The sequence below is a fragment of the Hassallia byssoidea VB512170 genome, assembly GCF_000817785.2.
GTDB classification, from domain to species: Bacteria; Cyanobacteriota; Cyanobacteriia; order Cyanobacteriales; family Nostocaceae; genus Hassallia; species Hassallia carrinoi.
Genome location: NZ_JTCM02000106.1, coordinates 1 through 22,146 on the forward strand (window position 1 = coordinate 1; position 22,146 = coordinate 22,146).

At 42.6% G+C, this 22,146-nt stretch carries 26 protein-coding genes and 3 pseudogenes; 10 read left to right on the plus strand and 19 right to left on the minus strand.

What is annotated here, in order from left to right:
- Positions 1–147: 147 nt before the first annotated feature.
- Positions 148–1,500, minus strand: coding sequence for a helix-hairpin-helix domain-containing protein (locus PI95_RS28465; RefSeq protein WP_039752323.1), 1,353 nt, complete (start codon positions 1,498–1,500; stop codon positions 148–150).
- Between the two features lie 259 nt (positions 1,501–1,759).
- Here PI95_RS28465 and gatA point away from each other — a divergent pair, with 259 nt between their 5' ends.
- The gene (gene gatA / locus PI95_RS28470) at positions 1,760–3,220 is read left to right on the plus strand and encodes an Asp-tRNA(Asn)/Glu-tRNA(Gln) amidotransferase subunit GatA (RefSeq protein WP_039752324.1); all 1,461 of its coding nucleotides are present in this window, start codon (positions 1,760–1,762) and stop codon (positions 3,218–3,220) included.
- Here gatA and PI95_RS28475 read toward each other — a convergent pair.
- The gene (locus PI95_RS28475) at positions 3,217–3,567 is read right to left on the minus strand and encodes a hypothetical protein (protein ID WP_039752325.1); all 351 of its coding nucleotides are present in this window, start codon (positions 3,565–3,567) and stop codon (positions 3,217–3,219) included. The genes gatA and PI95_RS28475 overlap by 4 nt on opposite strands.
- Positions 3,557–4,378 (minus strand): helix-turn-helix domain-containing protein, encoded by an 822-nt coding sequence (locus PI95_RS28480; RefSeq protein ID WP_039752326.1) that lies wholly within the window; start codon positions 4,376–4,378, stop codon positions 3,557–3,559. Before PI95_RS28480 ends, PI95_RS28475 begins: the two co-directional genes overlap by 11 nt.
- A 208-nt stretch (positions 4,379–4,586) precedes the next feature.
- Between PI95_RS28480 and PI95_RS28485 the strand changes: the two genes are divergently transcribed.
- The 3 genes from PI95_RS28485 to PI95_RS28490 all read left to right on the plus strand — a co-directional run bounded on the left by PI95_RS28485 (position 4,587) and on the right by PI95_RS28490 (position 7,099).
- Positions 4,587–5,444 (plus strand): alpha/beta hydrolase, encoded by an 858-nt coding sequence (locus tag PI95_RS28485; protein ID WP_236117238.1) that lies wholly within the window; start codon positions 4,587–4,589, stop codon positions 5,442–5,444.
- A gap of 49 nt (positions 5,445–5,493) precedes the next feature.
- Complete coding sequence (locus tag PI95_RS37000; RefSeq protein ID WP_268896834.1) at positions 5,494–5,616, plus strand: hypothetical protein; 123 nt, start codon at positions 5,494–5,496, stop codon at positions 5,614–5,616.
- Positions 5,617–5,989: 373 nt separating this feature from the next.
- Positions 5,990–7,099, plus strand: coding sequence for a helix-turn-helix domain-containing protein (locus tag PI95_RS28490; RefSeq protein ID WP_039752327.1), 1,110 nt, complete (start codon positions 5,990–5,992; stop codon positions 7,097–7,099).
- A gap of 311 nt (positions 7,100–7,410) precedes the next feature.
- Here PI95_RS28490 and PI95_RS28495 read toward each other — a convergent pair whose 3' ends face one another.
- Complete coding sequence (locus PI95_RS28495) at positions 7,411–7,968, minus strand: PadR family transcriptional regulator (protein WP_039752328.1); 558 nt, start codon at positions 7,966–7,968, stop codon at positions 7,411–7,413.
- 161 nt (positions 7,969–8,129) lie between these two features.
- Between PI95_RS28495 and PI95_RS28500 the strand changes: the two genes are divergently transcribed.
- A complete protein-coding gene (locus PI95_RS28500; RefSeq protein ID WP_039752329.1) occupies positions 8,130–8,354 on the plus strand; it encodes a hypothetical protein in 225 nt (74 codons plus the stop codon).
- A gap of 111 nt (positions 8,355–8,465) precedes the next feature.
- On the opposite strand, the gene PI95_RS28505 is transcribed toward PI95_RS28500, so the two are convergent.
- Positions 8,466–8,963, minus strand: coding sequence for a MarR family transcriptional regulator (locus PI95_RS28505; RefSeq protein ID WP_039752330.1), 498 nt, complete (start codon positions 8,961–8,963; stop codon positions 8,466–8,468).
- Between the two features lie 228 nt (positions 8,964–9,191).
- On the opposite strand from PI95_RS28505, the gene PI95_RS28510 reads away from it, so the two are divergent.
- Positions 9,192–9,632, plus strand: a complete 441-nt coding sequence (locus tag PI95_RS28510; RefSeq protein WP_039752331.1) for a VOC family protein — start codon at positions 9,192–9,194, stop codon at positions 9,630–9,632.
- A gap of 89 nt (positions 9,633–9,721) precedes the next feature.
- Positions 9,722–10,540, plus strand: a complete 819-nt coding sequence (locus PI95_RS28515) for an alpha/beta fold hydrolase (protein ID WP_039752332.1) — start codon at positions 9,722–9,724, stop codon at positions 10,538–10,540.
- 43 nt (positions 10,541–10,583) lie between these two features.
- On the opposite strand, the gene proB is transcribed toward PI95_RS28515, so the two are convergent.
- From proB to PI95_RS37295, 10 genes are all read right to left on the minus strand, one after another.
- Positions 10,584–11,693, minus strand: coding sequence for a glutamate 5-kinase (gene proB, locus PI95_RS28520; protein WP_039752333.1), 1,110 nt, complete (start codon positions 11,691–11,693; stop codon positions 10,584–10,586).
- Between the two features lie 293 nt (positions 11,694–11,986).
- Entirely contained in the window at positions 11,987–12,535 is a 549-nt protein-coding gene (locus tag PI95_RS28525) for a YqeG family HAD IIIA-type phosphatase (RefSeq protein WP_039752334.1), read from the minus strand.
- 129 nt (positions 12,536–12,664) lie between these two features.
- Complete coding sequence (gene mltG, locus PI95_RS28530) at positions 12,665–13,723, minus strand: endolytic transglycosylase MltG (protein ID WP_039752335.1); 1,059 nt, start codon at positions 13,721–13,723, stop codon at positions 12,665–12,667.
- Positions 13,724–13,785: 62 nt separating this feature from the next.
- Positions 13,786–14,358, minus strand: a complete 573-nt coding sequence (locus PI95_RS28535; protein WP_039752336.1) for a DUF3727 domain-containing protein — start codon at positions 14,356–14,358, stop codon at positions 13,786–13,788.
- 136 nt (positions 14,359–14,494) lie between these two features.
- Entirely contained in the window at positions 14,495–14,944 is a 450-nt protein-coding gene (gene ruvX, locus PI95_RS28540) for a Holliday junction resolvase RuvX (RefSeq protein WP_039752337.1), read from the minus strand.
- Positions 14,945–15,104: 160 nt separating this feature from the next.
- Complete coding sequence (locus tag PI95_RS28545; protein ID WP_039752338.1) at positions 15,105–16,361, minus strand: GNAT family N-acetyltransferase; 1,257 nt, start codon at positions 16,359–16,361, stop codon at positions 15,105–15,107.
- A 277-nt stretch (positions 16,362–16,638) separates the two neighbouring features.
- Positions 16,639–16,839 carry a hypothetical protein gene (locus PI95_RS28550; protein ID WP_039752339.1) on the minus strand — a complete coding sequence of 67 codons (201 nt, stop codon included), beginning with the start codon at positions 16,837–16,839 and terminating at the stop codon, positions 16,639–16,641.
- 528 nt (positions 16,840–17,367) lie between these two features.
- Positions 17,368–17,589, minus strand: a complete 222-nt coding sequence (locus PI95_RS28555) for a cyanobactin biosynthesis PatC/TenC/TruC family protein (protein ID WP_039752340.1) — start codon at positions 17,587–17,589, stop codon at positions 17,368–17,370.
- Positions 17,590–17,630: 41 nt separating this feature from the next.
- Positions 17,631–17,945 (minus strand): DUF5615 family PIN-like protein, encoded by a 315-nt coding sequence (locus PI95_RS28560; protein ID WP_163519284.1) that lies wholly within the window; start codon positions 17,943–17,945, stop codon positions 17,631–17,633.
- A 153-nt stretch (positions 17,946–18,098) separates the two neighbouring features.
- Positions 18,099–18,239, minus strand: coding sequence for a DUF433 domain-containing protein (locus PI95_RS37295; protein ID WP_336507630.1), 141 nt, complete (start codon positions 18,237–18,239; stop codon positions 18,099–18,101).
- Positions 18,240–18,345: 106 nt separating this feature from the next.
- Between PI95_RS37295 and PI95_RS28570 the strand changes: the two genes are divergently transcribed.
- Positions 18,346–19,029, plus strand: coding sequence for a Uma2 family endonuclease (locus PI95_RS28570; protein WP_039752341.1), 684 nt, complete (start codon positions 18,346–18,348; stop codon positions 19,027–19,029).
- Here the strand turns inward: PI95_RS28570 and PI95_RS28575 are convergent.
- The 3 genes and pseudogenes from PI95_RS28575 to PI95_RS28585 all read right to left on the minus strand — a co-directional run bounded on the left by PI95_RS28575 (position 19,022) and on the right by PI95_RS28585 (position 20,409).
- A pseudogene (locus PI95_RS28575) lies at positions 19,022–19,627 on the minus strand (hypothetical protein). The gene PI95_RS28570 and the pseudogene PI95_RS28575 overlap by 8 nt on opposite strands.
- Positions 19,628–19,668: 41 nt before the next feature.
- Entirely contained in the window at positions 19,669–20,004 is a 336-nt protein-coding gene (locus tag PI95_RS28580; protein WP_039752342.1) for a XisI protein, read from the minus strand.
- Positions 19,992–20,409, minus strand: a pseudogene (locus PI95_RS28585) (XisH family protein). Before PI95_RS28585 ends, PI95_RS28580 begins: the two are co-directional and overlap by 13 nt.
- A 48-nt stretch (positions 20,410–20,457) precedes the next feature.
- Here PI95_RS28585 and PI95_RS28590 point away from each other — a divergent pair.
- Positions 20,458–20,898, plus strand: coding sequence for a hypothetical protein (locus tag PI95_RS28590; RefSeq protein ID WP_236117239.1), 441 nt, complete (start codon positions 20,458–20,460; stop codon positions 20,896–20,898).
- Here the strand turns inward: PI95_RS28590 and PI95_RS28595 are convergent.
- Positions 20,816–21,525, minus strand: a pseudogene (locus PI95_RS28595) (IS1 family transposase). The gene PI95_RS28590 and the pseudogene PI95_RS28595 overlap by 83 nt on opposite strands.
- 47 nt (positions 21,526–21,572) lie before the next feature.
- Here PI95_RS28595 and PI95_RS28600 point away from each other — a divergent pair.
- Positions 21,573–22,139, plus strand: coding sequence for a S8 family serine peptidase (locus tag PI95_RS28600; RefSeq protein WP_336507631.1), 567 nt, complete (start codon positions 21,573–21,575; stop codon positions 22,137–22,139).
- Positions 22,140–22,146: the final 7 nt, after the last annotated feature.

Below are 22,146 nucleotides of genomic sequence, written 5' to 3' on the forward strand. Positions count from 1 at the left end.
TTTCACGGCAGGTGCTACAACGGGGCGGCACGTTTTGGGGGGAAGCTTCCCCCCAAAAGCTGCCTTGGGAACCCCCGCAACGCACTGCCTCCCCTTTCCCCTTTTCCCCTCTTAAAAAAGCCCATTACCAATTCAGCACTTCTGCACTCAAGTACCAATAAGCTGTTTTACTTCAGTTGGAAATCCGGCGTTGTTGAGAGCCTGAAAAGCGGTTATAGAATCTTGTACCCAAAATTGTCTGCCAAGAAGGACAGCTTGACGAGAATTTACGGCTTGTATAATACCTATCACTGGCACTTTTGCTTTTTCTCTGTCTCCTGAGTGTTCTTTCAAAATTGTTCTGACGCGATTAAGTTCTTGGATATCTGCTATTTGTTGAGAAGTTAATTCCAGCATCACCAGTTGTACTGTTTCTACTTGTTCGGCATCTTCAAGAATAAATTGAGGTTTATCGTCTTTTCGCTCTATTTTACCCCAAATAATTAAGCGTGAATCAACTTGAAGTAGTGAACTTATGCGCTCATAATATTTGGGAAAGACTACCGCTTCCGATTGTGCAGTTAAATCTTCTATTTGCAAAATCGCCATCGGTTCGCCTTTTTTTGTCATTACCTTTTTCACCCCATTTAGCATGACAACCGCACAAAGCATAATTCCTTCTTTTTGTTCACTAAATTGCGTCAGGTTAATAGGAGCCAGGTATCGCGCTGTTTGCTGTATAGATTTCAGCGGATGGTCAGATACATAAAAACCTAAAAGTTCCTTTTCTTTGCGTAACTTTTCCGGTTGGGGTAAATCAGGAACAGGATTTGCTTTCGGGGCATCAAAAGCTTTGCTTGCTTTATTATTAGCTGTATTATTGTTAGAAATTCCATCTAATAAATCAAAGAGATTTCCTTGACCGCTAGCTCTATCTCTGGCCCGAGATTGTGCCCAATCATATACTAATTCCAGGTCTTTGATTAACTGGTGGCGGTTAGATTCAATTTTATCAAAAGCTCCGCAGTAAATTAGCGACTCTAAAGCGCGACGGTTAACAGCACGCAGATCCACGCGATCGCAAAAATCATCCAGAGATTGAAACGATCCTCCTTCATTCCTCGCTTCTAATATACACGCGATCGCATTCTGTCCCACATTACGCACTGCACTAAATCCAAACAAAATCTTTCCCGCAAGCGGCGTAAAATCCACTTTACTAACGTTAATATCTGGTGGTTCTATATCAATATCCAAACTCGTACAGCTAGCAATATACTTCTGCACCTTATCTGTGTCACCACTGTTAGCCGTTAACAGTGCCGCCATATACTCTAATTTATAATTAGCTTTTAAATATGCAGTTTGATAAGTTACATAAGCATACGCCGTCGAGTGAGACTTATTAAAGCAATTAGAAGCGATTAAATTATCTTTAATTACAAAATTATGGTCGGAACTCACGCCAATATCATAGACATTTTGCGTTCCTAAAGATTTGCGTGTAATAATTTTAACCATATAACTGGGGACTGGGGATTAGGGACTAGGGACTGGGGATTAGGGACTAAGGAAGAAGAGATTTTTTACCTAACTTCGCGCCTCTTAACTCCTAACTTCTATTAAAGGATGCAATTTGAATACCGATTGACTTATATTCTATAAACTAATTCAACGTTCTCTGTTTTCTATTTCCCCAATCCCCAATCCCCAGTCCCCAGTACCAATAATTGTCAAACTGTACTAAAATATAAGATTTGAGTCACAAAGGAAGCAATGCATGGCATCGATCCGCGAGTTGCACACACAGCTAATTAAAAAAGAACGCTCTGCCGTTGAAATTACCCAAGAAGCTTTAGACCGAATTCAAGCGTTAGAGCCAAAATTGCACAGTTTCTTACATGTGACAGCAGAACGGGCGCTAGAGCAAGCGCGGGAAGTGGATGCCAAAATTGCCGCCGGTGAAGAAATAGGGATGCTGGCGGGGATTCCCATAGGCATTAAAGACAATATGTGTACCAAGGGTATTCCCACCACTTGCGCCTCTCGGATTCTAGAAAATTTTGTGCCGCCTTATGAATCAACTGTGACGCAAAAACTAGCGGATGCAGATGCAGTGATGGTGGGTAAAACCAATTTGGATGAATTTGCAATGGGGGGTTCTACAGAAACCTCCGCTTATCATCTCACCGCTAATCCTTGGGATTTATCGCGGGTTCCTGGTGGTTCTTCTGGAGGTTCAGCAGCGGCAGTAGCAGCCGAAGAATGTGTAGTTTCTATCGGTTCTGATACTGGTGGTTCGATTCGCCAACCAGCATCTTTTTGCGGTGTTGTCGGGATGAAACCAACTTACGGACTCGTTTCGCGTTACGGGTTGGTGGCTTTCGCTTCATCTTTGGATCAAATCGGACCATTTGGACGCAGCGTTGAAGATACAGCAATATTATTGCAGGCGATCGCCGGTCACGATCCCAAAGATTCCACCAGTCTGAAAGTTGAAATCCCCAACTACGCTGCCAGCTTAAAACCAGACCTCAAAGCCAAAGGTAAGCTGAGAATTGGTATCATTAAAGAAACTTTTGGCGAAGGCTTAGATTCACAAGTTGAACAAGCTGTAAATAAAGCGATCGAGCAACTACAACATTTAGGAGCCGAAATTGATGTAGTTTCCTGTCCTCGGTTCCGCTACGGCTTACCTAGCTACTACATCATCGCCCCATGTGAAGCCTCAGCAAACCTAGCTCGTTACGATGGCGTTAAGTACGGCTTACGCGCTCCAGATGCCGACAATCTGCTGTCAATGTACACTCGTACTCGTGCCACTGGTTTTGGTGCTGAAGTCAAACGCCGAATTATGATTGGCACTTATGCCCTTTCTGCTGGCTATTATGATGCTTTTTATCTGAAAGCGCAAAAAGTCCGCACCCTGATTAAAGAAGACTTTGAAAACGCTTTTCAGCAATTTGATGTGTTAGTGTGTCCCACTGCTCCCAGTACAGCTTTCAAAGCCGCCGAAAAAACTACCGATCCCTTGAGCATGTACTTAGTTGACTTGATGACCATTCCCGTAAATCTTGCTGGTTTACCAGGTTTAAGTGTGCCCTGTGGTTTCGATAACAATGGTTTACCAATTGGATTACAGCTAATTAGCAATGTGCTGCGAGAAGACCAACTATTTCAAGTAGCTTATGCTTACGAGCAATCAACTAATTGGCATTTAAATAAGCCAACATTAAGTTAGTTATTGGGCATTGGGCATAGGTTTGGCTGTGCGTTGGACGGGTTCCCCGGCTTGAAGCACCTGCCGTCATTGGGCATTGGGCATAGGTTTGGCTGTGCGTTGGACGGGTTCCCCGGCTTGAAGCACCTGCCGTCATTGGGCAATGGTAATTCTTCCTTGTCCCCTTGTCTCCTTGTCCCTATGCCTCCTTGTCCCCATGCCCCTACACTAAAACTGGACAAAACGGGACAGCCTTGTTTAATAGATCCTCGACACCCCACGACAACCTCGGATGAAGGCTGTCCCGTTTTGTCTGATTTTTTGGAACCCCATGCCCCATGCCCTATTCCCGATTGACTATTGACCATTAACTTCTGGGGTGAAAGTAACTTCCTTGATTGCGCCAACATTTCCTAAAATTTGGGGTTCCTTTTTATTCGCAGTTACTAATACAGCACCTGCATTACCAGAGCGTATAGTTAACTGTTTTTTTGCTGTCCAGGTTTTTCGCTCTCCCTTTTCTAAATTTCCCTCAAATGCAGTCTTACCATCCTCTTTTACTTGTAACCATGATTTGTCTTGAAGTTCCAAAGTTACTTCAACTGTTGAATTTGCGTCGGGGTTTGGAGATGCTGTGGAAGTTGGCGTAGATGCGATCGATGAAGGTAATGTTTTTGGTTTGGCTGATGATGGGATAGGTGCTGTTTTTTGTTTGGCTACAATTGAGGAGTTTTGTTTCTGACTAACTGGCTGAGTTGGACGACGCGGATTGAGTATATAAAACAATCCAAAAGAAGCTGCTGCTAATAAGAGGATATAAGGTACTGCCAGAGGTATGTATAGATTTGGTTTTTTCTCTACATTGCTACTATCATTTTCCGAGTCAAAAAGGAAAAAATTAATCGCAAAAGAACGTGCTAAAGAAGTACCATCTAACCCTAAAATATCTCCATAGCGACGAATAAATCCTTGCACATAAATAGGTTCGGGCAAATCTTCAAATCGCCCTTCTTCTAAAGCTTCTAAAAAAGTTTGTCGAATCAAAGTTTTAGCAGCTATTTCTTCTACACGGATGGATTTTTCTTGTCGAACTTGCCCTAAATATGCACCTATTTCCTTGAGTTGCTCTTGTTGAGGCTCATTGAAAAGTGTCACAGCCTTCTCCTGATATCCACTCATTATTCTTCTTAAAGAGAGAAAGTACTTAAACAAATGTATACAATCTTACTTATGTTGTAAACTTATTAAAAATAAGTTGCATTATAAGAAAATCATAATCTTAACATATTAATGCATCCAGTTAGACAATGACTATTGTATTTATAAATACCTTTCAAAATATAAAATAGCGTACATGGAAAGAAAAAAACGGAAACTTATAATACAAATGTTATTCAAATTACTATTTTGCCTGGGAGTAGTTGCGGCGATCGCCTACTGTACTATTTGCTTATATCTTTATTTTCAGCAACCTCGGTTCATTTTCTTTCCTTCTTCTGTTATCGAAAGGACACCAGAATCTTTTGGGCTTCCTTACGAGAAAGTTTGGCTACCCGTACCAGCCACATTTGGTAAGGTGGAACACATCCACGGTTGGTGGATAAAAGCAAACCAACTCAACCCCAAGGTGTTGCTGTATTTGCACGGTAACGGTATCAATATTGGTGCAAATGTAGCTCATGCTAAACGGTTTCATCAACTAGGATTTTCGGTCTTGCTGATTGATTATCGCGGTTATGGTCGCAGTGAAGGCAGTTTTCCCAACGAAATGCGGGTTTATCAAGATGCTGCTACAGCTTGGAATTACTTGGTGCAGCAGCGACAAATTCCCCAAAAAGAAATTTATATCTATGGACATTCTCTAGGAGGAGCAATAGCCATTGATTTGGCAGTTAAACACCCAGAAGCTGCCGGTTTGATTGTGGAAAGCTCTTTTACCTCGATTCAGCAGTTAGTAACTGCCAGGAACATGTTTTCCGTGTTTCCCGTCAATTTGATTCTGACACAGCGGTTTGAATCGATTAAAAAAGTACCACGCTTGAAAATGCCAGTTTTATTCATTCACGGCACAGCTGATTCAACTGTACCGGCTTTCATGAGTAAAAATCTGTATGCTGCTGCACCTGAACCGAAAAAACTAATTTTGGTTCCCGGTGCAGAACATAACAACACAGCAGATGTTGCCGGCTTGCAATATCTGCGATGGGTGCAGTCTTTTGTCGAAAAAGTGCAAGCTCTTAAATAAGAGGGGGAGCAGGGGGCACTTTGCAGGGGGACAAGGGGAGGACACTTCCGTGCGGGGGTGGAGGAGTAAGGAACGTGTCCGTGGACAAGGGGGACAAGGAGGAGCAGGGGAGGAATTACCCATTGCCCATTGCCCAATGCCCATTGCCCAATCTCATTCTATCTTTAGATAGATACATATTTAACTTTAATGTAACAACTTTACTTAGAAAAAATTTATGATTTCAAATTAGCAGTTCATCATAATACTTAAATTAAAGTAACAAGAAGAACAGTATTTGTCAATAAATACTTTCGTACTTAGATGCAATATTTAGAGGTGAGCATCTGCTGTTTTTCGCGACTGGCTCAATACTGAGAGAAAACTCTAGTCTTGAAAGCGTAAGGCTTTAAAAGACTAAATAAATCATGAGCATAGCAAAAATTTTTACAGCTTTGTTGATGACGGTAGAAAATTGATACTTAACCGTCCGGATTGGGTATGAAAGCATCGAAGAAATTACACATGTAAAACCACTTTTTGAGCGATTGGCAGAGGCTTAAAATATGACTACCACACCTGTATATTTATTAACAATTCCGGGAAATTCTTCTATTCAAATTTCTCAAGATGATTTGCGATCGCTTCTAGGTCAAATAGAAACGAAATTGCACCGCAGTAAAGTTTATCGCAATGCTTTGGCTACGTTACAAAATTTGCTAGGTCCTTCATCTGAAGAAGCTAAGGTGTTGTTTAAAGCTATTAGCCGAGAAGCGATCGCTTTGTCATTTCAGCAATTTACAACACAGGAACCAAAAGTTACAGATAATCAAGAAAAGCTAACTGCTGCACCATCTACTGAATCAGAAAATAACGACTTATCGCAGTGCTTAAGTACTGTTAAATTAAACACAAACAATCACAAGACAAATACTCATGAAGAAAATTTGCGTTCGCAAAGCGTGCCGTTCGCGGAGCGTCTCCGCCAGGAGAAGGTATCGCCTGATAAGGTAGCCGATAATTCCGTGAAAGCTAAAGAAGATAAAAAGAACGCCAAAAAACCAACGCATTGGCTCAAACGTACTAAAAAACCTTCCAAAGCGGAAATAGCCAAGCAACTTGCGGCTGAACAACGCATAGAAACTCTGCAAAAAATCGGTCAACAATTACGCCAAGCGCGTGAATCTCAAGGTCTTTCTCTTGAGCAACTTAAGGTTTACACTCACATCCCCATCTATCATATGGAAGCAATAGAGAATGGCAACGTTGAGTTATTGCCAGAAGATGTCTATCTGCGTGGCTTTATCCGCGTGATGGGAAATGCTTTAGGACTCGATGGCACAAGTTTAATTGCTGATTTACCTGCACCTGAGATCGCGAAAGCAATTGTACCCATCAGTTCTAAGCTGAAAAATAGTTCCCCAGGATTGGGATTAAATGTACGTCCCGTGCATTTGTATGTCGGCTATACAGCTTTGGTTGCTGGAGCTGTCGGAGGTTTGTCTATCATGTCTCAGCAAGGAAATGCTGACAGAGCGGTGATTCCAGATGATGCTACGCCATCATCAGCTTCTCAATCATCGCAACGAATGGAACCAACTACTACACCCGGACTTAGGTCTAGTAGTTCTGGTGTCAGTGTCGGCTCTGATATTGCTCCCCCAGAAGCACTTTAAGAGTTGTAGAGACGCGAAATTTCGCGTCTGTACAGGAGTTATCAGGAGCGGAGTTTGGAGTTGGCAAAAGCGGTAGAGACGTTCGGTGTGGAACGTCTGTACGGAAGTTTTGAGTTGTGAGTTATACCAATTATCTATGATGTTATGCTTTATTGCCTTCAGGCTGGAAGCCTGGGGCTACAAGAACCAAGCCCGCGATTAGGCGGGCTAATTTGAGCTTCATCTTTATAGGGAAATGGTATAACTCCTAACTCCTAACTTCTCACTCCTAACTTCTCACTCCTCACTCCTAACTCCTAACTCCTAACTTTTTACTCTTCTTCTGCTAGGATGCTGTAAATTTCGCGTTTGACTCGGTTGAGAATTTCGCGTACTCTGGTGACTTTATCGGCATTGTTATTGCGAGCAACTTGCATTACTGCTGCGCCAACCTGTGCGATCGCTTCTTTCAATTCGATTAGCTGTTCGGGTCTGTTTCCCCTGTCCATCCAATTCGGGCGATCGCCTCTTTCGCTAAGTAATTCTCTCCCAGTCTCAGTAATTGTATATACTTTCCTTCCTTCTATCTGTTCAGAGGTGAGATAACCTCCTTCTTCAAGTAGTTGCAAAGTGGGATAAACTGAGCCTGGGCTTGGTTTCCAGAAGCCACCGTAACGCGCTTCTAATTCTTTAATCAATTCGTATCCATGTCGGGGTTCCTCTGCAAGTAACTCCAGCAAGATGTATTTAATATCACCACGCGGAGTCCGTCGTTCATCTCCCCAATCTCGTCTTTTACCGCGACCGTGGTGATGATGCCGTCCTTTTGGTGGCATATCGTCGTATCCAGATTCAAAAAAGTGGCGGTGTCTATGAAGTCCTAAAAACATGCAAGTTTTCTCTCAATGTGCTTGTAATTTCATTATAGACATATCGCGATATATCGTTAATATAACTTAATGATTGGGGAAGGGGGCAAGATGCGATCGCTTCAGCCATCTAGAGTGCTAATTTTTAGTAAGAATATTTATGATTACCAATTGGTAACACCATGCATTCGGAAAAGTTATCGATTTCCTTACCACTGTCTTTGGTGCAGTTTGTTGAGAATTACAAAGTTGCCAAAGGGTGCAAATCTCGCTCTCAGGTGATTGAGGTAGCGTTAGAATTGTTGCGACTTCGGGAACTAGAAGACGCTTACCGCGACGCATCTAAGGAAGTTGATGCAGATTGGGATGTGACGGTTGCAGATGGCTTGACAGATAAAACGTGGTGAAATTTCCAAGATATTGAAACCTATGAGTCTGATAACTGTAGGTCGCTAGAACTATCACAAGCCGTTTTGAGAGGAGAGGAACCACTATTCCCCCTTGCCTGAAAACCAGTTTTAGTCCTTCTCTAGACCTGCCAGTAGCTTGAGTAGCAGCAAATAAAGTTGCTCCTGTTCCTGCTCATTTAAACCAGAAAGCAGCTGGCGCTCATTCTCCACATGTTGCGGAATCAGTTCATCGATGAGGTCATATCCCTTCTGAGTCAGACGCACTAACCAACACCGTCGATCGTTCGTGGCATCATACCGCTCGACTAAACCCCGTGCTTCCAAACGATCAACGCGATTGGTGATAGAAGCTGGTGTTACCAGGACAAATTGCGCTAGTTGAGAAAGGGTCATCCCCTCCGACGGCGAAGAACGGCGCAGAGTAGCGAGGACTCCAAACGTTGCCGTGTTCAAGTCATACCGGGCAAAGAGCTTTTCAGTCGCCTTTTCGAGTTCTAGGGCTGAACGAAGCACTGCTAGCACTCGCACCATCGGGCGTGGATCGATTTCCGGTCGCGTTACTTTCCAGTCGAGCGCTACTTGTCTAATCGTATCTGCTTTGTTCATCGCTATTGAGTGAGTTGCTTACGACTGAGTGATCTGGAACTGTTCAAACACCCAAGAACAACACTCTAGCAATTTAAAAGAGTGAGTAGAGCGACGAGTTCAATCATTGATATTTTAGCGCTCAATATTCCTTTAGTTATATTTTAAACATTAAATAGTTTAACGTCTAAATATTTAATGATATAGTTTGATTGACAATAGTAGCTACTCTTGAAGAGGTTATATTTTATGACTGAGAAGCAAGCCATCAATGGCATTGTTGAATCCGTGCTATATGTCGAGAACTTGGCACACTCGGTTGAGTTCTACGAAGACTTATTCGGATTTGAGAAAGAGATCGCGGATGAGATGATCTGTGTGCTCCGGGTGCCCAACCGACAAGCCCTCATCCTGTTCCCCAAAAGCATCGCTCAAGAGCCGGGTCGGGCAACGTCTCCCGTCGGTACGGTAGAAGGGGTGATTCCTCCTCATGGTGGGAGTGGTCGCTTGCATGTGGCATTCTCAATTGCGGCATCTGACCTTGAGTTTTGGGAACAAAGGCTGGCTTCTAGAGGTATCCCGATCAACAGCAAGGTTCATTGGGAACGGGGCGGTTGGAGCCTGTATTTCAGAGACCCGGATGAGCACCTCCTTGAATTGATCACTCCAGGTCTGTGGACATTCTATTAATGCCGACAAAGCGCGAAACCCAAGCTCTGCTCAAAGTGGATGTTTTGTCCTGAAAAAGTTTTTATGGCACAACTGTATTGGAAGTACGTATGGATAAGCTAACTGGAAAATTAAAACTTGCCTTCGACGACATAGGAACAGGCGAACCTGCCTTACTCTTGCTTCCTGGATGGTGCGCTGACCGGGGGATCTTGGCAGCACTTGCGGAAGTCGAAAGCAAAAAGCGAAGAGTTATCAATGTCGATTTACTGGGACATAACGCATCACAGCGTCCAGAGGGAGACTTTGGCAGTGAAGATATGATCTGTGAAACTATTAAGCTTGTAGATTTACTTAACATAAATGAATTTGTCACAGTCTCGGTAGCACACGCAGGATGGATAGCGACTGAACTAAGGCGTAGGCTGGTTCATCGCGTTCCAAAGATGGTCTTTCTGGAGTGGATTATTATTGAGCCGCCTCAGATATTCTTTGAGACCTTAGATAAAATGCAAAAGCCGGATCAATGGAAAAGTGCGCGTGACGCGCTATTCACAGGTTGGTCGTTAGGTGTTCCCAACCTCGCCAAACCCTTCGATGAGTTTATGACGAATTACGACTTCGACATGTGGTCACGCGCTGGTCGAGAAATAGGCAGGTCATACAGAGAATTTGGCAGTGCTTTGCGCTTTCTTGAAACACTTGCTCCAGCTCCTCAAGTACTCAATATTTACTCCCCAACGCAAATGAAGAACCTTTATTCCCAACCGGATGACACCAAGTATCTTGAAGCACAGCAAGTTTTTGCAAACAAACACCACTGGTATCACATTTATAGATCGACATCAAAGAGCCATCTGCCTTCTGTCGAAGTCACGCAGGAAGTCGCAGACGCAATCGAAAGCTTCCTTTCCGGTTCTACATCATAATTTTCATCCGCGAACAGCAAAAAAGCCGAATTTGCGTGGATGGCTAAGTCAAAACCAAATTATCGCGATGCACGACGGTTTCAGCACCGACATAACCTAAAATCGTGGAAATTTCCCGCGAATGATACCCGCGAATCTTTTGTAGTTCGTCGCTGCTGTAGTTCACCAGTCCTCTAGCGATTTCGTTACCGCTGCTGTCGCACAATTGCACGGCTTCTTGAGTATCAAACTGACCTTCTACTGTTTTTATACCAGCCGCTAACAACGATTTACCACCTTGAGAAATTGCGGCGATCGCTCCCGCATCTAAATACAATTTTCCCGCCGGCACAAGACCATAAGCTATCCAACGTTTGCGGGCACTCGTTGGTTCTGGTTGCGGTGTAAAGTGAGTACCAATTAACTCACCTTGTAATATGTTTTCTATATTTCTCGGATATTTCCCCTGAGTAATTACGGTGCGAACACCCGCTGTAGTGGCAATTCTGGCAGCGGAAATTTTTGTCACCATCCCCCCAGTACCCCATTGAGAACCTTGAGTACCTGTTTGCACTTGTAATTTATTTAATTCTTCGATGCTATCAACTAAAGCGATCGCACTCGCATCCGGTACAGAACGGGGATCGGCAGTATAAAGGCGATCGACATCAGTTAACAAAAACAACCAATCTGCTTTAACTAAACTGGCAACTAAGGCTGATAAAGTGTCATTATCACCAAATTTCAATTCTTCTACAGCTACGGTGTCATTCTCATTCACCACCGGAATTACCCCTAATTCCAGTAATTCCTTGAAGGTGTTGAGGATATTTAGATAACGGCTGCGCTGTACTAAATCGCTGCGAGTAAGCAAAACTTGAGCAATTGGCTGTTGCAAAGTAGTAAATAAATCATCGTAGACGCGCATCAATCTACCTTGTCCAACTGCGGCTACAGCTTGTTTGAGAGCGATCGCTTTCGGACGTTCGGTTAAACCCAACCGCGCACAACCCACCCCCACAGCACCAGAGGAAACCAAAATTACGCGATGTCCTTCACGTCGCAACTGTGAAAGAGTTTCTGCCACGCTAGCAATGGTGGAAAGCGCTAGTAGTCCGGTTTCTGGTTGGGTGAGACTGGAAGTTCCAATTTTTACGACTATCGTTAGAGGCATCTTGAGATTTTAGATTTTGCGAAAAGTTTGAGCGGAGGTTTCCTCCGATCAAAGCGCATTCTCGACGGATTTTGGATTTTGGATTGAATCTAAAATCTAAAATCCAAAATCCAAAATTGTAAAGCGCCAATCCTTCTATAAGTGAAGGTTGACGCTTTACAAATATACTTATTTTGTATGGACTTGGATCTATATTTGGCTGATCCCCTGTTATTAATACTAATAATCTTCGATTTTTGCAGCGATCCCCACTTTCTTAATTATTTCTTTAGATTTACTTTCCTGACAATTCATCAACCTTTGTAACGCTTTGTAACTCTTTGTTTTTTAGGCGTAATAGTGGCTCCTAAGATTTCTGATACTAAAACTTCAAAGTTGCGTATGGGATGCGATCGCAAGACGGCATCTGGATGGACAATTGGTTCAACTAGAATGGTGAACATCCCTAAGCGATTACCAGCTAACACATCTGTGAACAAGCGATCGCCTACCATTGCCACTTGCTGCACTGGTAAATTCATCTCTCTGAGTGCAGCTCTAATCTTGCGTCGCGAGGGTTTGGCAGCGCCCAAATAGTAAGGTAAATTCAGAGAACGAGCAATTCCACCGATGCGGGCTTCACTTAAGTTATTGCTTACCAACCAAAGTGATGTAAAAGGGCGAATTTGCGCTACCCATTGTTGCAGTTCTGGTGAGGCTGTTCCAACTCTCACGGGAACCAAAGTTTCATCTACATCCAACACCAGCCCTTTAAGTTGATATTTTTGGATAATGTCTGGTGTGAGGTTCAACACTGAACCTTCCAAAATCAAATCAGGCTGTAAGAGTTTGTTCCAAGTCATAGTCAACAGTCAAGGGTCAATAGTCAAGGGTCAACAGTCAAGGGTCAACAGTCAAGACTCAATAATCAAGGAGCAACAGTTAAGGGTCAAGCATCAATCCACTCTGGACTATTGACTATTGACTATTGACTATTGACTAATTCGTTCTTGGCGGATTTTAGCAACAGCTGCCAAGTGTTCTTTTAGGGTACGGGTGAACACATGAGTGCCATCGTAACGTGCTACAAAATACAAGTAATCGGTTTTTTCCGGATTTAGAGTTGCTGATAAAGAAGCCAAACCAGGTGCAGCAATGGGTCCTGGTGGTAAGCCTTGATTGAGATAAGTGTTGTAAGGAGACGCAATTTTTACTTGCGCGAAAGTCAGTGGTTTATCTGCTGTTTGCCGGATTCCCAAAGCGTATTCGACTGTGGGATCGCTTTCTAGACGCATTCCTTTTTGCAACCTGGAGGTGAAAACGCCAGCAATACGCGATCGCTCACTTGGCACTGCCGCCTCTTTTTCTACGATACTAGCAAGAGTTACCCACTGCTTCAGGTTGAGATTAGTTTTATTTCGTTGTTTTTGATACACTGGCAAAGCAACTTGCTCAAATTGCTTCAGCATCTGTTTAACTAAAGCTTGTGCCGTAATTTCCCCGCTGGCTATTTTGTAAGTGTCTGGGTATAAAAAACCTTCCAAATTCGGTAAATCGGCAGGTATCCAGGGAAACTGTTGGCGGTCAATTTGATTTGCGGCAGCGATAAACTCTTGAGCGGGAAAAAAGCCTTTTGCTTGAAAGTAAGCTGCCATTTGCCGCAGTGACCAACCTTCGGGGATGGTGAAGCTGGCTTGCACTACGTCGCCAAGCCAGATTTTTTCAGCGATCGCGGATAATGGCTGTGAGGGTGACAATTCGTAAGTTCCGGCTTTGAAGTCACCTTTGGGATTTTGCCAAGCTAAATATCGTGCCCATAAATTCCAGGCAAACTGAGAACGAATCAAACCTGCTTTTTCTAAGTTGCGTCCAATTTGCTGCGCTGCGGTTCCTGAGGGAATCTGAATTTGTAGCAATTTGGCTTGAGTTGGTTGGGTTGGGGCAGTTGCCCAACTCCACCACGCCAAAGAACGCCAAGTTGCAATTACTAAAGTTAATGGCAGCAGACTCCAAATTAATGAGCGCTGCCAAAATTTTTGCTGAACTTTCATGTTTGTTGCCATGAAATAATTAAAAATCAAAAATCAAATTAATTCTTAATTTTTAATTTTAATTATTCAACTTCATTAAACAAATGTTCTTCTAGCAGTGGTTGGACTTTGCGAAACTCTTCTGGAGAGAGTAATTCAGGTGTACCGGTTTCCGAAATCCGTGCAAAAAACAGCAGTGGATCGAGGGGGGTATAAATTGCGTACTCCTGCTCTTGATAGTAGAAGCTAGCTAGAAGCTGTAATTGCTCTGGCTCTAAATCTTCGTCTTCATCTTCAATTTCTAAAGTAAAGAGTTCTGACTCTTCGACAGGGGGCAACTCACCTGCCACGGTGAGAGCGTAAGCAGTATTTTTGAGTTGCAAATTTTGCTCAGATAGTACAGCTTGAGCCGTAGCAAAAATTTCGTCAATCGTCGCATCATCTTCTACGAGAATGGCTTCTTCTTCCTCGCCGTCACCTTGCCAAGCAAAAATTTCCACAGGTGAGTCAACAGGAAGAAGTAAAACATACTCTTGCTCATCTACAGAGAGCGAATGCTCAATGTAACAAGAGAGCGATCGCTCTTTGTCATCCGTCAAAGTGATCGAACCGGCATGAGCGTTGTCATTTTCTTCAGGAAATGGTGAGGAAAACATAGCCGAGGTGTGGAGCTTTATAATTCCCAGCCACTGTAGAAATCGCTTAACTATCAAATAGCTTTCGCAGTATATCAAGTGCTGGCTAACAGACTTCAGAATATCACGTTCAAAGTATCAATACTCAAGGGCTGCCCTACTGCCTTGTCAAGTGCTTACGCCTAACATCCAACCATTGTTGCAAAATCAAACATGCTGCCAACCGATCAATTAAGCCTTTATTGCGCGATGGAGAGCGGTTTTGGGCGATTAACATTTGCTCTGCCTGATATGAAGTTAATCGTTCATCTACATATTCCACAGGCAATTTGAGAGCTTTAGACAACTTGACGGCAAACTTTTGTATTTGTCGCGCCTGAGACCCCAAAGAACCATCCATAGAATAAGGTAAACCGACTACCAGAACATTTACTTCGCGCTCATTTACCAGTTGTCGTATTTTTTCTATATCTTCTTGCAAATATTTACGTTCTATGGTAATGATGCCACTAGCAATCAAACCAGTGCGATCGCATCCTGCCACACCAATACGCTTGCTACCAACATCTAAGCCTAAAGCCGAGATGGGGGGCTTTGGGGTCCCCACGAAGTGGGGTTGGGGGGAAGGGGGGAGGGGGAGACAAGGAGAGGGGGAGACAAAAAGAGGGGGGGATGGGGAGAAAGAATTATTCTCATTGTCTCCCTTGTCCCCAAGTCTCCTTGTCTCCTTGTCTCCTTGTCTCCAAGTCTCTTCAACTTCCCCAAACTCACTCCGGCTTTGCATCTGTTGATTCCGGCTTCGAGGGTGGTTCTACGTTAGAGTTGTTGCGTGAAAAAGAAATCGATTCACCAGAAGGATTTATTTTTATTCTCTCTGGCAATTGCGGCTTTCTTGGTTGCTCCCATGACATCCCACCCGGTATGGGTTTGCGTGCGGGTTGCAATCCTTGGAGTACTTCTGGCAGTTGAATTCCTTCTAGAGAGACAAATTTAGACTCACGAACTTTATGCCAGACTGAGCGCGACATAATTAAAGTGTGTTCTCGACGACTGGCGCCGATTTGCTCTAAATACTCTTCTCCTTCTGGTTGATAGTCGGCGGAAACCAACTGCAACGGTTGTTTGGGCACATCCTGAGCGATGCGAGCCAACTGAGACAGCAACTCTGGATACAGCCAAGTGTATGCTGGGTGAACAGTCAGTGTGGCTACGTGGGGTTGTTGACCTTTACGAAAGAGTGAAAGTTGAAAATAACCGATCGCTGCTTTGCGTTGCGGTTCAAATAAATAGCCGCTGACTACTTCAGTTTTGCTTACCCACTGCTTCACCGCGTCAATTAAAGCGCCGAACAAACTCGTTTTAAAATCTTGGGTTTGGCGATCAAATACTTGTCGCACCAAAGGCGGCATTGAAGCCGTATCTAATTGATACAATAACTGGGCATCGGCATTGCTCACCGGCAATAAATTTGGCAAATCTGGTTCTGAAGATGCCAATTCTTCCAGCAACTCTGGTGCAATTTCCCAGTAAGTCATTTCTGCCAGACGCTGAAATCCATTTTGCCGATAAAGTGCTAGCGCTTCTTTATCATTGATATTGACTTCGAGTATCCAAGTCCGAGCTTCTAAAATGGACTCAAAGCAATGACGCAGAAGTTGTGAGCCAATTCCTTGTTTATCGGCAGTGCGATCGAGCATCACTCGTTCCACACGCCAAGTACTGCGCGTGCGGTTAAACGGTGACACTTGAATCATACCCAGAAGTGTCCGCCCTTGCTCTGCTACATAAGCACAAAGGCGATATTTCAGCGGGTTGGGAAACAAACTCAAAAATTTGAGAAACCCATACCACCGGCGCAGCCATTGCATTTGGTTTATGGCAAAATTAGCTTGCTTGGGGGTGTGTTCCGCGAATGATTCTTGAGATAGGCGTTCTAATCCGTCCAAGTCCCGGTGTTGTACTGGTCGGATAACTACGCTAAGATTTCGAGGAATTAATGAAGTCATTTTGATTCGAGCCGCCATTCAGCCTTAACTAACTGCTTTTGGTGAGGCAGTTGGCGGCGAAGCGATTCGTCCCGTCAAACTGCCGTTCCCCGGAGGGGTTCAAAGTAGAGTACCCGGAGGGTAAGGAAAGTAATGCAATTATCTTAACGGCTTTCTACTTGTTGCCGTAGTTCCAATTCCGAGTGATTTTCGTAACTTTATACTTAAAAAGCAGACTTGATGGAGACACCAACAAGGGTTTACCCAACAAAGTCTGCTTTTATTTTATGTTAATTTTGCTTAATTTTTGTATCTTCTACAGCGCTTGGCGAGAAATAAGCTTTTCAAAATTGGCTTGAGTTTGATGAAGTAGTTCTTCCCGACTGTCTTCGAGCTTTTGCTTAAGGGTTGGAACCAGATTGCGAGCTTGCAAAGCCATGTGAAGCTGTAGGTGGGCAACGTATTCGCTGAAATCTTCTTGCACTGGGGTTGTGCTCGTTAATAAATTTGATTCCATTGCCACTGTGTTCTCCTTTATCTGTGTCGTCTCTTTACATCATCAAAAGTTATCACGTTGTTTTGGTTATCTTTTTATTTCGCAATGAAGTTTAACGGTTTTGAGGCACAACGCGATCGCGATTGGCGCGTTTTCACTTTTGGGGCTAACAAGAAAAATCAGAATTTATCTAAGTATTTACATTTAATTAAAATAAGTATAAATATTGAGTAATTAATAGGACTTTTATACGTAAGCACTCGTGTGTGCTTACGTGCGAAAAATATCTTTCTTCAACTGCACCGAGAGTATCCTAAATGCTTGAGTTTATTTTTAAACGCAAAGTGGCGCAGAGGTATACGCAGAGGTTCGCAAAGTGGAATAGTCGAGCTATTTGTGCGAGTGAAAAAATTGGGATGCTCTGATTAAGAATGCGATCGCTCAAGCATGGAGATGGAGGAGTGCTGTTTCATGCGATCGCGCGATCGCACCCTCGGTATTTAATATAATAAGCAAGCGATCGCTCTATTACGAACATTATCTTACTTTCTAACTCCAAATCCGACCGCGACGAAAAGGCTTATCTGGCTCAGATTGTTCAGATTTCTTCTTTGCCATTTCTTGCCACCAAAATCCATAGTCTTCAAGTCCAGTTGCCAAGAGATGATTCTTAATCTCCTCTGTTTTCTGTTGATTTTGGGAGGTTTTTTGCTCCTCAGTTTTGTTTTGTGGAACTTGGCTTGAGTTGGTGGTTTTCTTTTCTTTAGTCATAGTTTTGGTTACTCCTAATTCTAAATTAGATTCGGTACTAGTCAATGGCACTTCAGACTGCACCCAGTTAGCACCCTTAAGAATTCCGTGATTGACATTGCTTGCTGTACTAAAATCATTCCTGAGTGAGGTTGTTCTTGAGTCAAAAAAGCTGTGTGTAAACTATAGAAATCCCGAATATTAGAACTATACAAAACACGACCTTGCGACCTTGCCCAAATTAATTGTTCTTCGTCAGGATATCTCAATCGATTTGCACTGAGAGTTGTAATTACATCTACACCCCGGTTTTGCAAAGCCAGCATTAGAGAACGTCCGGTAGAATCCTCATCCATGTATAAGCAAATCTGGCTCATCCTAGCTTTCCAGCTTTATGTAATGCTTCTATGCGATCGCATAGATGCTTCTTGCTGGGCAATGTCAGCATCAATTTCTTCCCGATTGATATGATAATACGTCAAGGCTGCATAAACCTGTCCCAAGGTTAGATGACCAATTTGATCGGCAATTTATTCTGCACTGTAACCTTGCTTATACCAGATAGCAATTCGTCGCACTGTTACACCAGTCCCAGCAATTAGAGGACAGCCTCCATGAATTCCAGGATGACTGTCGATGAGAGTACCAATATAAGTCACAGTATTTGACATAGCGTTAAATAACTTTTACTTTGTTGCTTATTTTAACAATAAATATGTGAAACCAAGAGTTGGTAAAATTAATAATGTCAGTAATTCGCCATTACCCTTGAAAATTATGATATCTGCTGACGCAACTTCTGAACTTTTGACAATTTTGCCTTTAGAAAATGGCGACAAGCTCACTCGTCATGAATTTGAGCGACGCTACCATGCTATGCCTAATCTGAAGAAAGCAGAATTGATTGAAGGAGTTGTTTACTTGGCTTCCCGTGTACGAGCAAAAAAACACGGTAAACCCCATAGTCACATTATGACTTGGTTAGGCACATACGAAGCCGCTACGCCAGGAGTGGAAACACTGGATAATACAACTGTACGTCTCGATGCCGATAACGAACCACAACCAGATGGGTTATTGAGAATAGAACAAAAAGGGCGATCGCGAATTACTGAAGATGATTATGTTGAAGGTGCGCCAGAATTAATAGTAGAAATTGCTGCTTCTACTGCTTCCTATGATTTGCATGAAAAATTGAAAGTTTATCGTCGCAATCAAGTACAGGAATATTTAGTTTGGCGAGTTTATGACCGTCAATTTGATTGGTTTAGGTTACAAGAAGGCGAGTATATCCAAATTGAACCTAACACAGATGATATAGTTTGCTCTCAAGTTTTTCCGGGGTTATGGCTAACAAAGTCAGCATTATTATCAGGAGATTTAGCGAAAGTATTAGCCGTTTTGCAGCAGGGATTATCTACACCGGAACATCAAACTTTTGTGGAGAAATTATCTAGTTAGCACAAGTTACCATCCACACCAAAATTCCTAGTATGAAATCAACAGGAGGGAGGGGATAATCTGTGAAATCAATTGTGACAGTTTGCTCTGTTAATTCCAGAAATCGCCAAGCAGTACCATTGGTGACACTACCATAAATAGTAGAAATAGGTTGATTATTCATTTCATTAAATTTCTGAGCCGCAATCATTTCCGCTATGCACTGTCCAATACCTGAATTCAAATCTGCCTTTTTTGCCTCAATAATCACAACGGCTGGGGCTTCAATTTCTAACTGTTATGATGAACGACAGAGAAGAAAATCACAGACTCCACTCAATCCATAAGCAGGATCTACAGTAAAATCTACACCAGAGAATAAACTAATTTTTCTTTGTAAAATCTTGCGTACTTCTAGTAAAACCGGACTAATGATTAACTCCGAACGTGCTTTTTCACTTTTTGTCGCTATGGCTAATGGTAAGCTTTCTTCTAAAAAAGCGGTAAGAGTAGCACTAGCAGCAATTAATTTGATTTCTGGCAGAAATCTTTCACCTTCAACGGTATTTATGCCAAAGGTTTGTTTGATTTTTCTCAGGGTAAAATCACTGTAGGGCATAGGTTATTATTTACAACGATTCCGTAAAATTAATATTAAAATTAACCAACTGCAAAACCTGTATATTGCCTCACCAAAGGTTCATGAAATGCTAAAACAATATCTTCTTTGGGAACTCCTAACTTAACTAAATCATTGGCAATGCCAATCTCAGTTCCATCATGCTGTATCCAAATTTTATTATCTTTTATATCCAGATGCAAAACACAGCCATAAGTCCGCCGTCGATTTTTCCAGCCTACGTATACCAATTGATAATGGTAATTAACCAGATCGCAAATGACTTGTTTTTCAATTTCACGATTTGCCGAACCCCGATGGGCATATTCCGTCAATAATTGTTGGATATAAACTCGATATTTATCTAATTTTTCCATGATACAATCTCCTCATTTCTCGGCTCGTAAACAATTAGTTTAAGTTGAGAACGCTGAAGAACAGTTTGGATAAATGGTAAGCTAAAGAAGCTTTGATAGGTTCCTTTCATGAACAGCCAAGTATAAAACTCGTTCTGGTTCTTGTATTTCTAGAGCAATCTGATAATTGAAGCATTGACCAACTGCCGTATTAAATTGAGAAATATTGGATGTGCCCACAAAACTCTTAATTTCAACCGCTATCTTTTCTACCCCTCTTTCGGCTGCCAAAATTCGATCTGCACCTAGATCGATATACATTTCAACACCACCTATTTCAATTTATAGAGGATCTTCTGTAATCACCCAACCTTCTTTTTCTAAGCCATTTTTAACCGCATCATGGAAAACATCTTTCGCAGGCATTAACTTAAAATTTAGTCTTTTTTACCCATCATTATAGCAATATCCACCATGCCAGACCTTACTGATATTCCCGGAATCCCTGAACTTTGGACGCGCACATTAGGCGACTCTCGCATTAAAATTGCCATTTTAGACGGTCCCGCCGACTTAGAACGCGCCTGTTTTGTTGGGGCAAATTATACGCAAATTAAACCCTATTGGACACAAGATATTGAACTGAATGACGAATATTTTTATTACCTTAAATTAGCGACAGAATTTAACCAACAGCAAAAAGCGAAAAAAGAAGAATCAGACCACGACAAAGACGAAGCGAAAAAAGAAAGAGAAGCATTCTTCGAGCAGTTTCCTCAAGACATTCGATTTCGGGCGTTGCACCAATCAAAATATGAATCATGCGATCGCTTCAAGAAAAGCGGGCGCACAGCACCCGCAGCGCCACTGAGCCATTCTTCAGATAATGTATTACTAAGCGAATTGAGTATTTAAGCATTTCTTCGGATGCGCGAATAACAAAAAGTTTTTCGATGTAGTCGAGCACTCCGGATGTCTTAAACGGCTATTTTCTCCTTCAACTCTTGTCATATATGTTTTGCTCACTATGTGGTCTTCATTACTAATAAAACAAGGATAGACTGCGAAGCCTCGTGTTATATAGAAAAAGACAGCGCCAACAGCTTATAACCAACCACAAATGTTTAAAACTTTCTGAACTTCTGTCTTTTAAAAACCAAGCTATAATTCCTGGTATGCTATGATTAACCGCTGTCCAAAGCCAAATTTTGTTTTTTTTTACCAATGAAAGTTTCACTTTTCACAACCTCTGTAACTTCTGGTATATCATTTCTCTCAGGCGTATCTGGTAAAGCACTACCAAGTTCTCTGACCCAATTTATAACAGTGGTATGATGTACTTTTTTGACTCTTTCTATTGCACGAAAACCAGAACCGTTCACGTACATTTCTAGACATTCACTTTTAATATTTTCTGTATACCCTCTCCAATCGTAAGATTCAATGAATTGACGTTTGCAACTAACACATATGTAATGAGCGCTTACCACGTTGCCTTCCATTCCTGCGGATATGAGTTGACGCACACCTTGGGCATTTCATAGCGATCGCTCTAATTCATATTTCTATTCTGCAACGCCCGATTTCGCATTGATCTAAGCAGTCATGCCACGCACATTTCTAGCACCATCTTAGGTCAACACGCCACACCTGCCCCTGGCATTGCACCCAATTGCACAGCAATTAATATTCCCATTTCTTTCGATAACGATAACTTTATCTCACCCGTCAACCTCACCCACGCTATTAACACTGCTTTGACATGGGGAGCAAATATTATCCACATTGCCGCTTGTCACCCCACCCAAACAGGTGTAGCCCCAGATTTATTTGCCCGTGCAGTGAAACAATGCCAAGATAATAACATTTTAATTGTGGCTCCAGGTGGAAATGATAAAGGTGAATGTTGGTGTATTCCTGCTATTATTCCCGGTGTGTTGACTGTGGGTGCAATGCGCGATGACGGACAGCCGTTTAAATTTAGCAATTACGGCGGAGACTATCAAAATAAAGGTGTGATGGCAAATGGGGAAAATATCTTAGGTGCAACACCAGGAACAGATGAACCCAAGGACGTGAACCTGGACAAAAATGGACAGGCTTCATCTTGCAGGTTCGTTGGGCATCGCGGATCTTTAAAACAAGCCTGTCAATGAGTGAAAG

Coding starts and splice junctions, on each gene's coding strand:
- PI95_RS28465 (WP_039752323.1), bottom strand. CDS start 1,500: ATGGTTAAAATTATTACACGCAAATCTTTAGGAACGCAAAATGTCTAT.
- gatA (WP_039752324.1), top strand. CDS start 1,760: ATGGCATCGATCCGCGAGTTGCACACACAGCTAATTAAAAAAGAACGC.
- PI95_RS28475 (WP_039752325.1), bottom strand. CDS start 3,567: ATGGTCAATAGTCAATCGGGAATAGGGCATGGGGCATGGGGTTCCAAA.
- PI95_RS28480 (WP_039752326.1), bottom strand. CDS start 4,378: ATGAGTGGATATCAGGAGAAGGCTGTGACACTTTTCAATGAGCCTCAA.
- PI95_RS28485 (WP_236117238.1), top strand. CDS start 4,587: ATGTTATTCAAATTACTATTTTGCCTGGGAGTAGTTGCGGCGATCGCC.
- PI95_RS28490 (WP_039752327.1), top strand. CDS start 5,990: ATGACTACCACACCTGTATATTTATTAACAATTCCGGGAAATTCTTCT.
- PI95_RS28495 (WP_039752328.1), bottom strand. CDS start 7,968: ATGTTTTTAGGACTTCATAGACACCGCCACTTTTTTGAATCTGGATAC.
- PI95_RS28500 (WP_039752329.1), top strand. CDS start 8,130: ATGCATTCGGAAAAGTTATCGATTTCCTTACCACTGTCTTTGGTGCAG.
- PI95_RS28505 (WP_039752330.1), bottom strand. CDS start 8,963: ATGAACAAAGCAGATACGATTAGACAAGTAGCGCTCGACTGGAAAGTA.
- PI95_RS28510 (WP_039752331.1), top strand. CDS start 9,192: ATGACTGAGAAGCAAGCCATCAATGGCATTGTTGAATCCGTGCTATAT.
- PI95_RS28515 (WP_039752332.1), top strand. CDS start 9,722: ATGGATAAGCTAACTGGAAAATTAAAACTTGCCTTCGACGACATAGGA.
- proB (WP_039752333.1), bottom strand. CDS start 11,693: ATGCCTCTAACGATAGTCGTAAAAATTGGAACTTCCAGTCTCACCCAA.
- PI95_RS28525 (WP_039752334.1), bottom strand. CDS start 12,535: ATGACTTGGAACAAACTCTTACAGCCTGATTTGATTTTGGAAGGTTCA.
- mltG (WP_039752335.1), bottom strand. CDS start 13,723: ATGAAAGTTCAGCAAAAATTTTGGCAGCGCTCATTAATTTGGAGTCTG.
- PI95_RS28535 (WP_039752336.1), bottom strand. CDS start 14,358: ATGTTTTCCTCACCATTTCCTGAAGAAAATGACAACGCTCATGCCGGT.
- PI95_RS28545 (WP_039752338.1), bottom strand. CDS start 16,361: ATGGCGGCTCGAATCAAAATGACTTCATTAATTCCTCGAAATCTTAGC.
- PI95_RS28550 (WP_039752339.1), bottom strand. CDS start 16,839: ATGGAATCAAATTTATTAACGAGCACAACCCCAGTGCAAGAAGATTTC.
- PI95_RS28555 (WP_039752340.1), bottom strand. CDS start 17,589: ATGACTAAAGAAAAGAAAACCACCAACTCAAGCCAAGTTCCACAAAAC.
- PI95_RS28560 (WP_163519284.1), bottom strand. CDS start 17,945: ATGAGCCAGATTTGCTTATACATGGATGAGGATTCTACCGGACGTTCT.
- PI95_RS37295 (WP_336507630.1), bottom strand. CDS start 18,239: ATGTCAAATACTGTGACTTATATTGGTACTCTCATCGACAGTCATCCT.
- PI95_RS28570 (WP_039752341.1), top strand. CDS start 18,346: ATGATATCTGCTGACGCAACTTCTGAACTTTTGACAATTTTGCCTTTA.
- PI95_RS28580 (WP_039752342.1), bottom strand. CDS start 20,004: ATGGAAAAATTAGATAAATATCGAGTTTATATCCAACAATTATTGACG.
- PI95_RS28590 (WP_236117239.1), top strand. CDS start 20,458: ATGCCAGACCTTACTGATATTCCCGGAATCCCTGAACTTTGGACGCGC.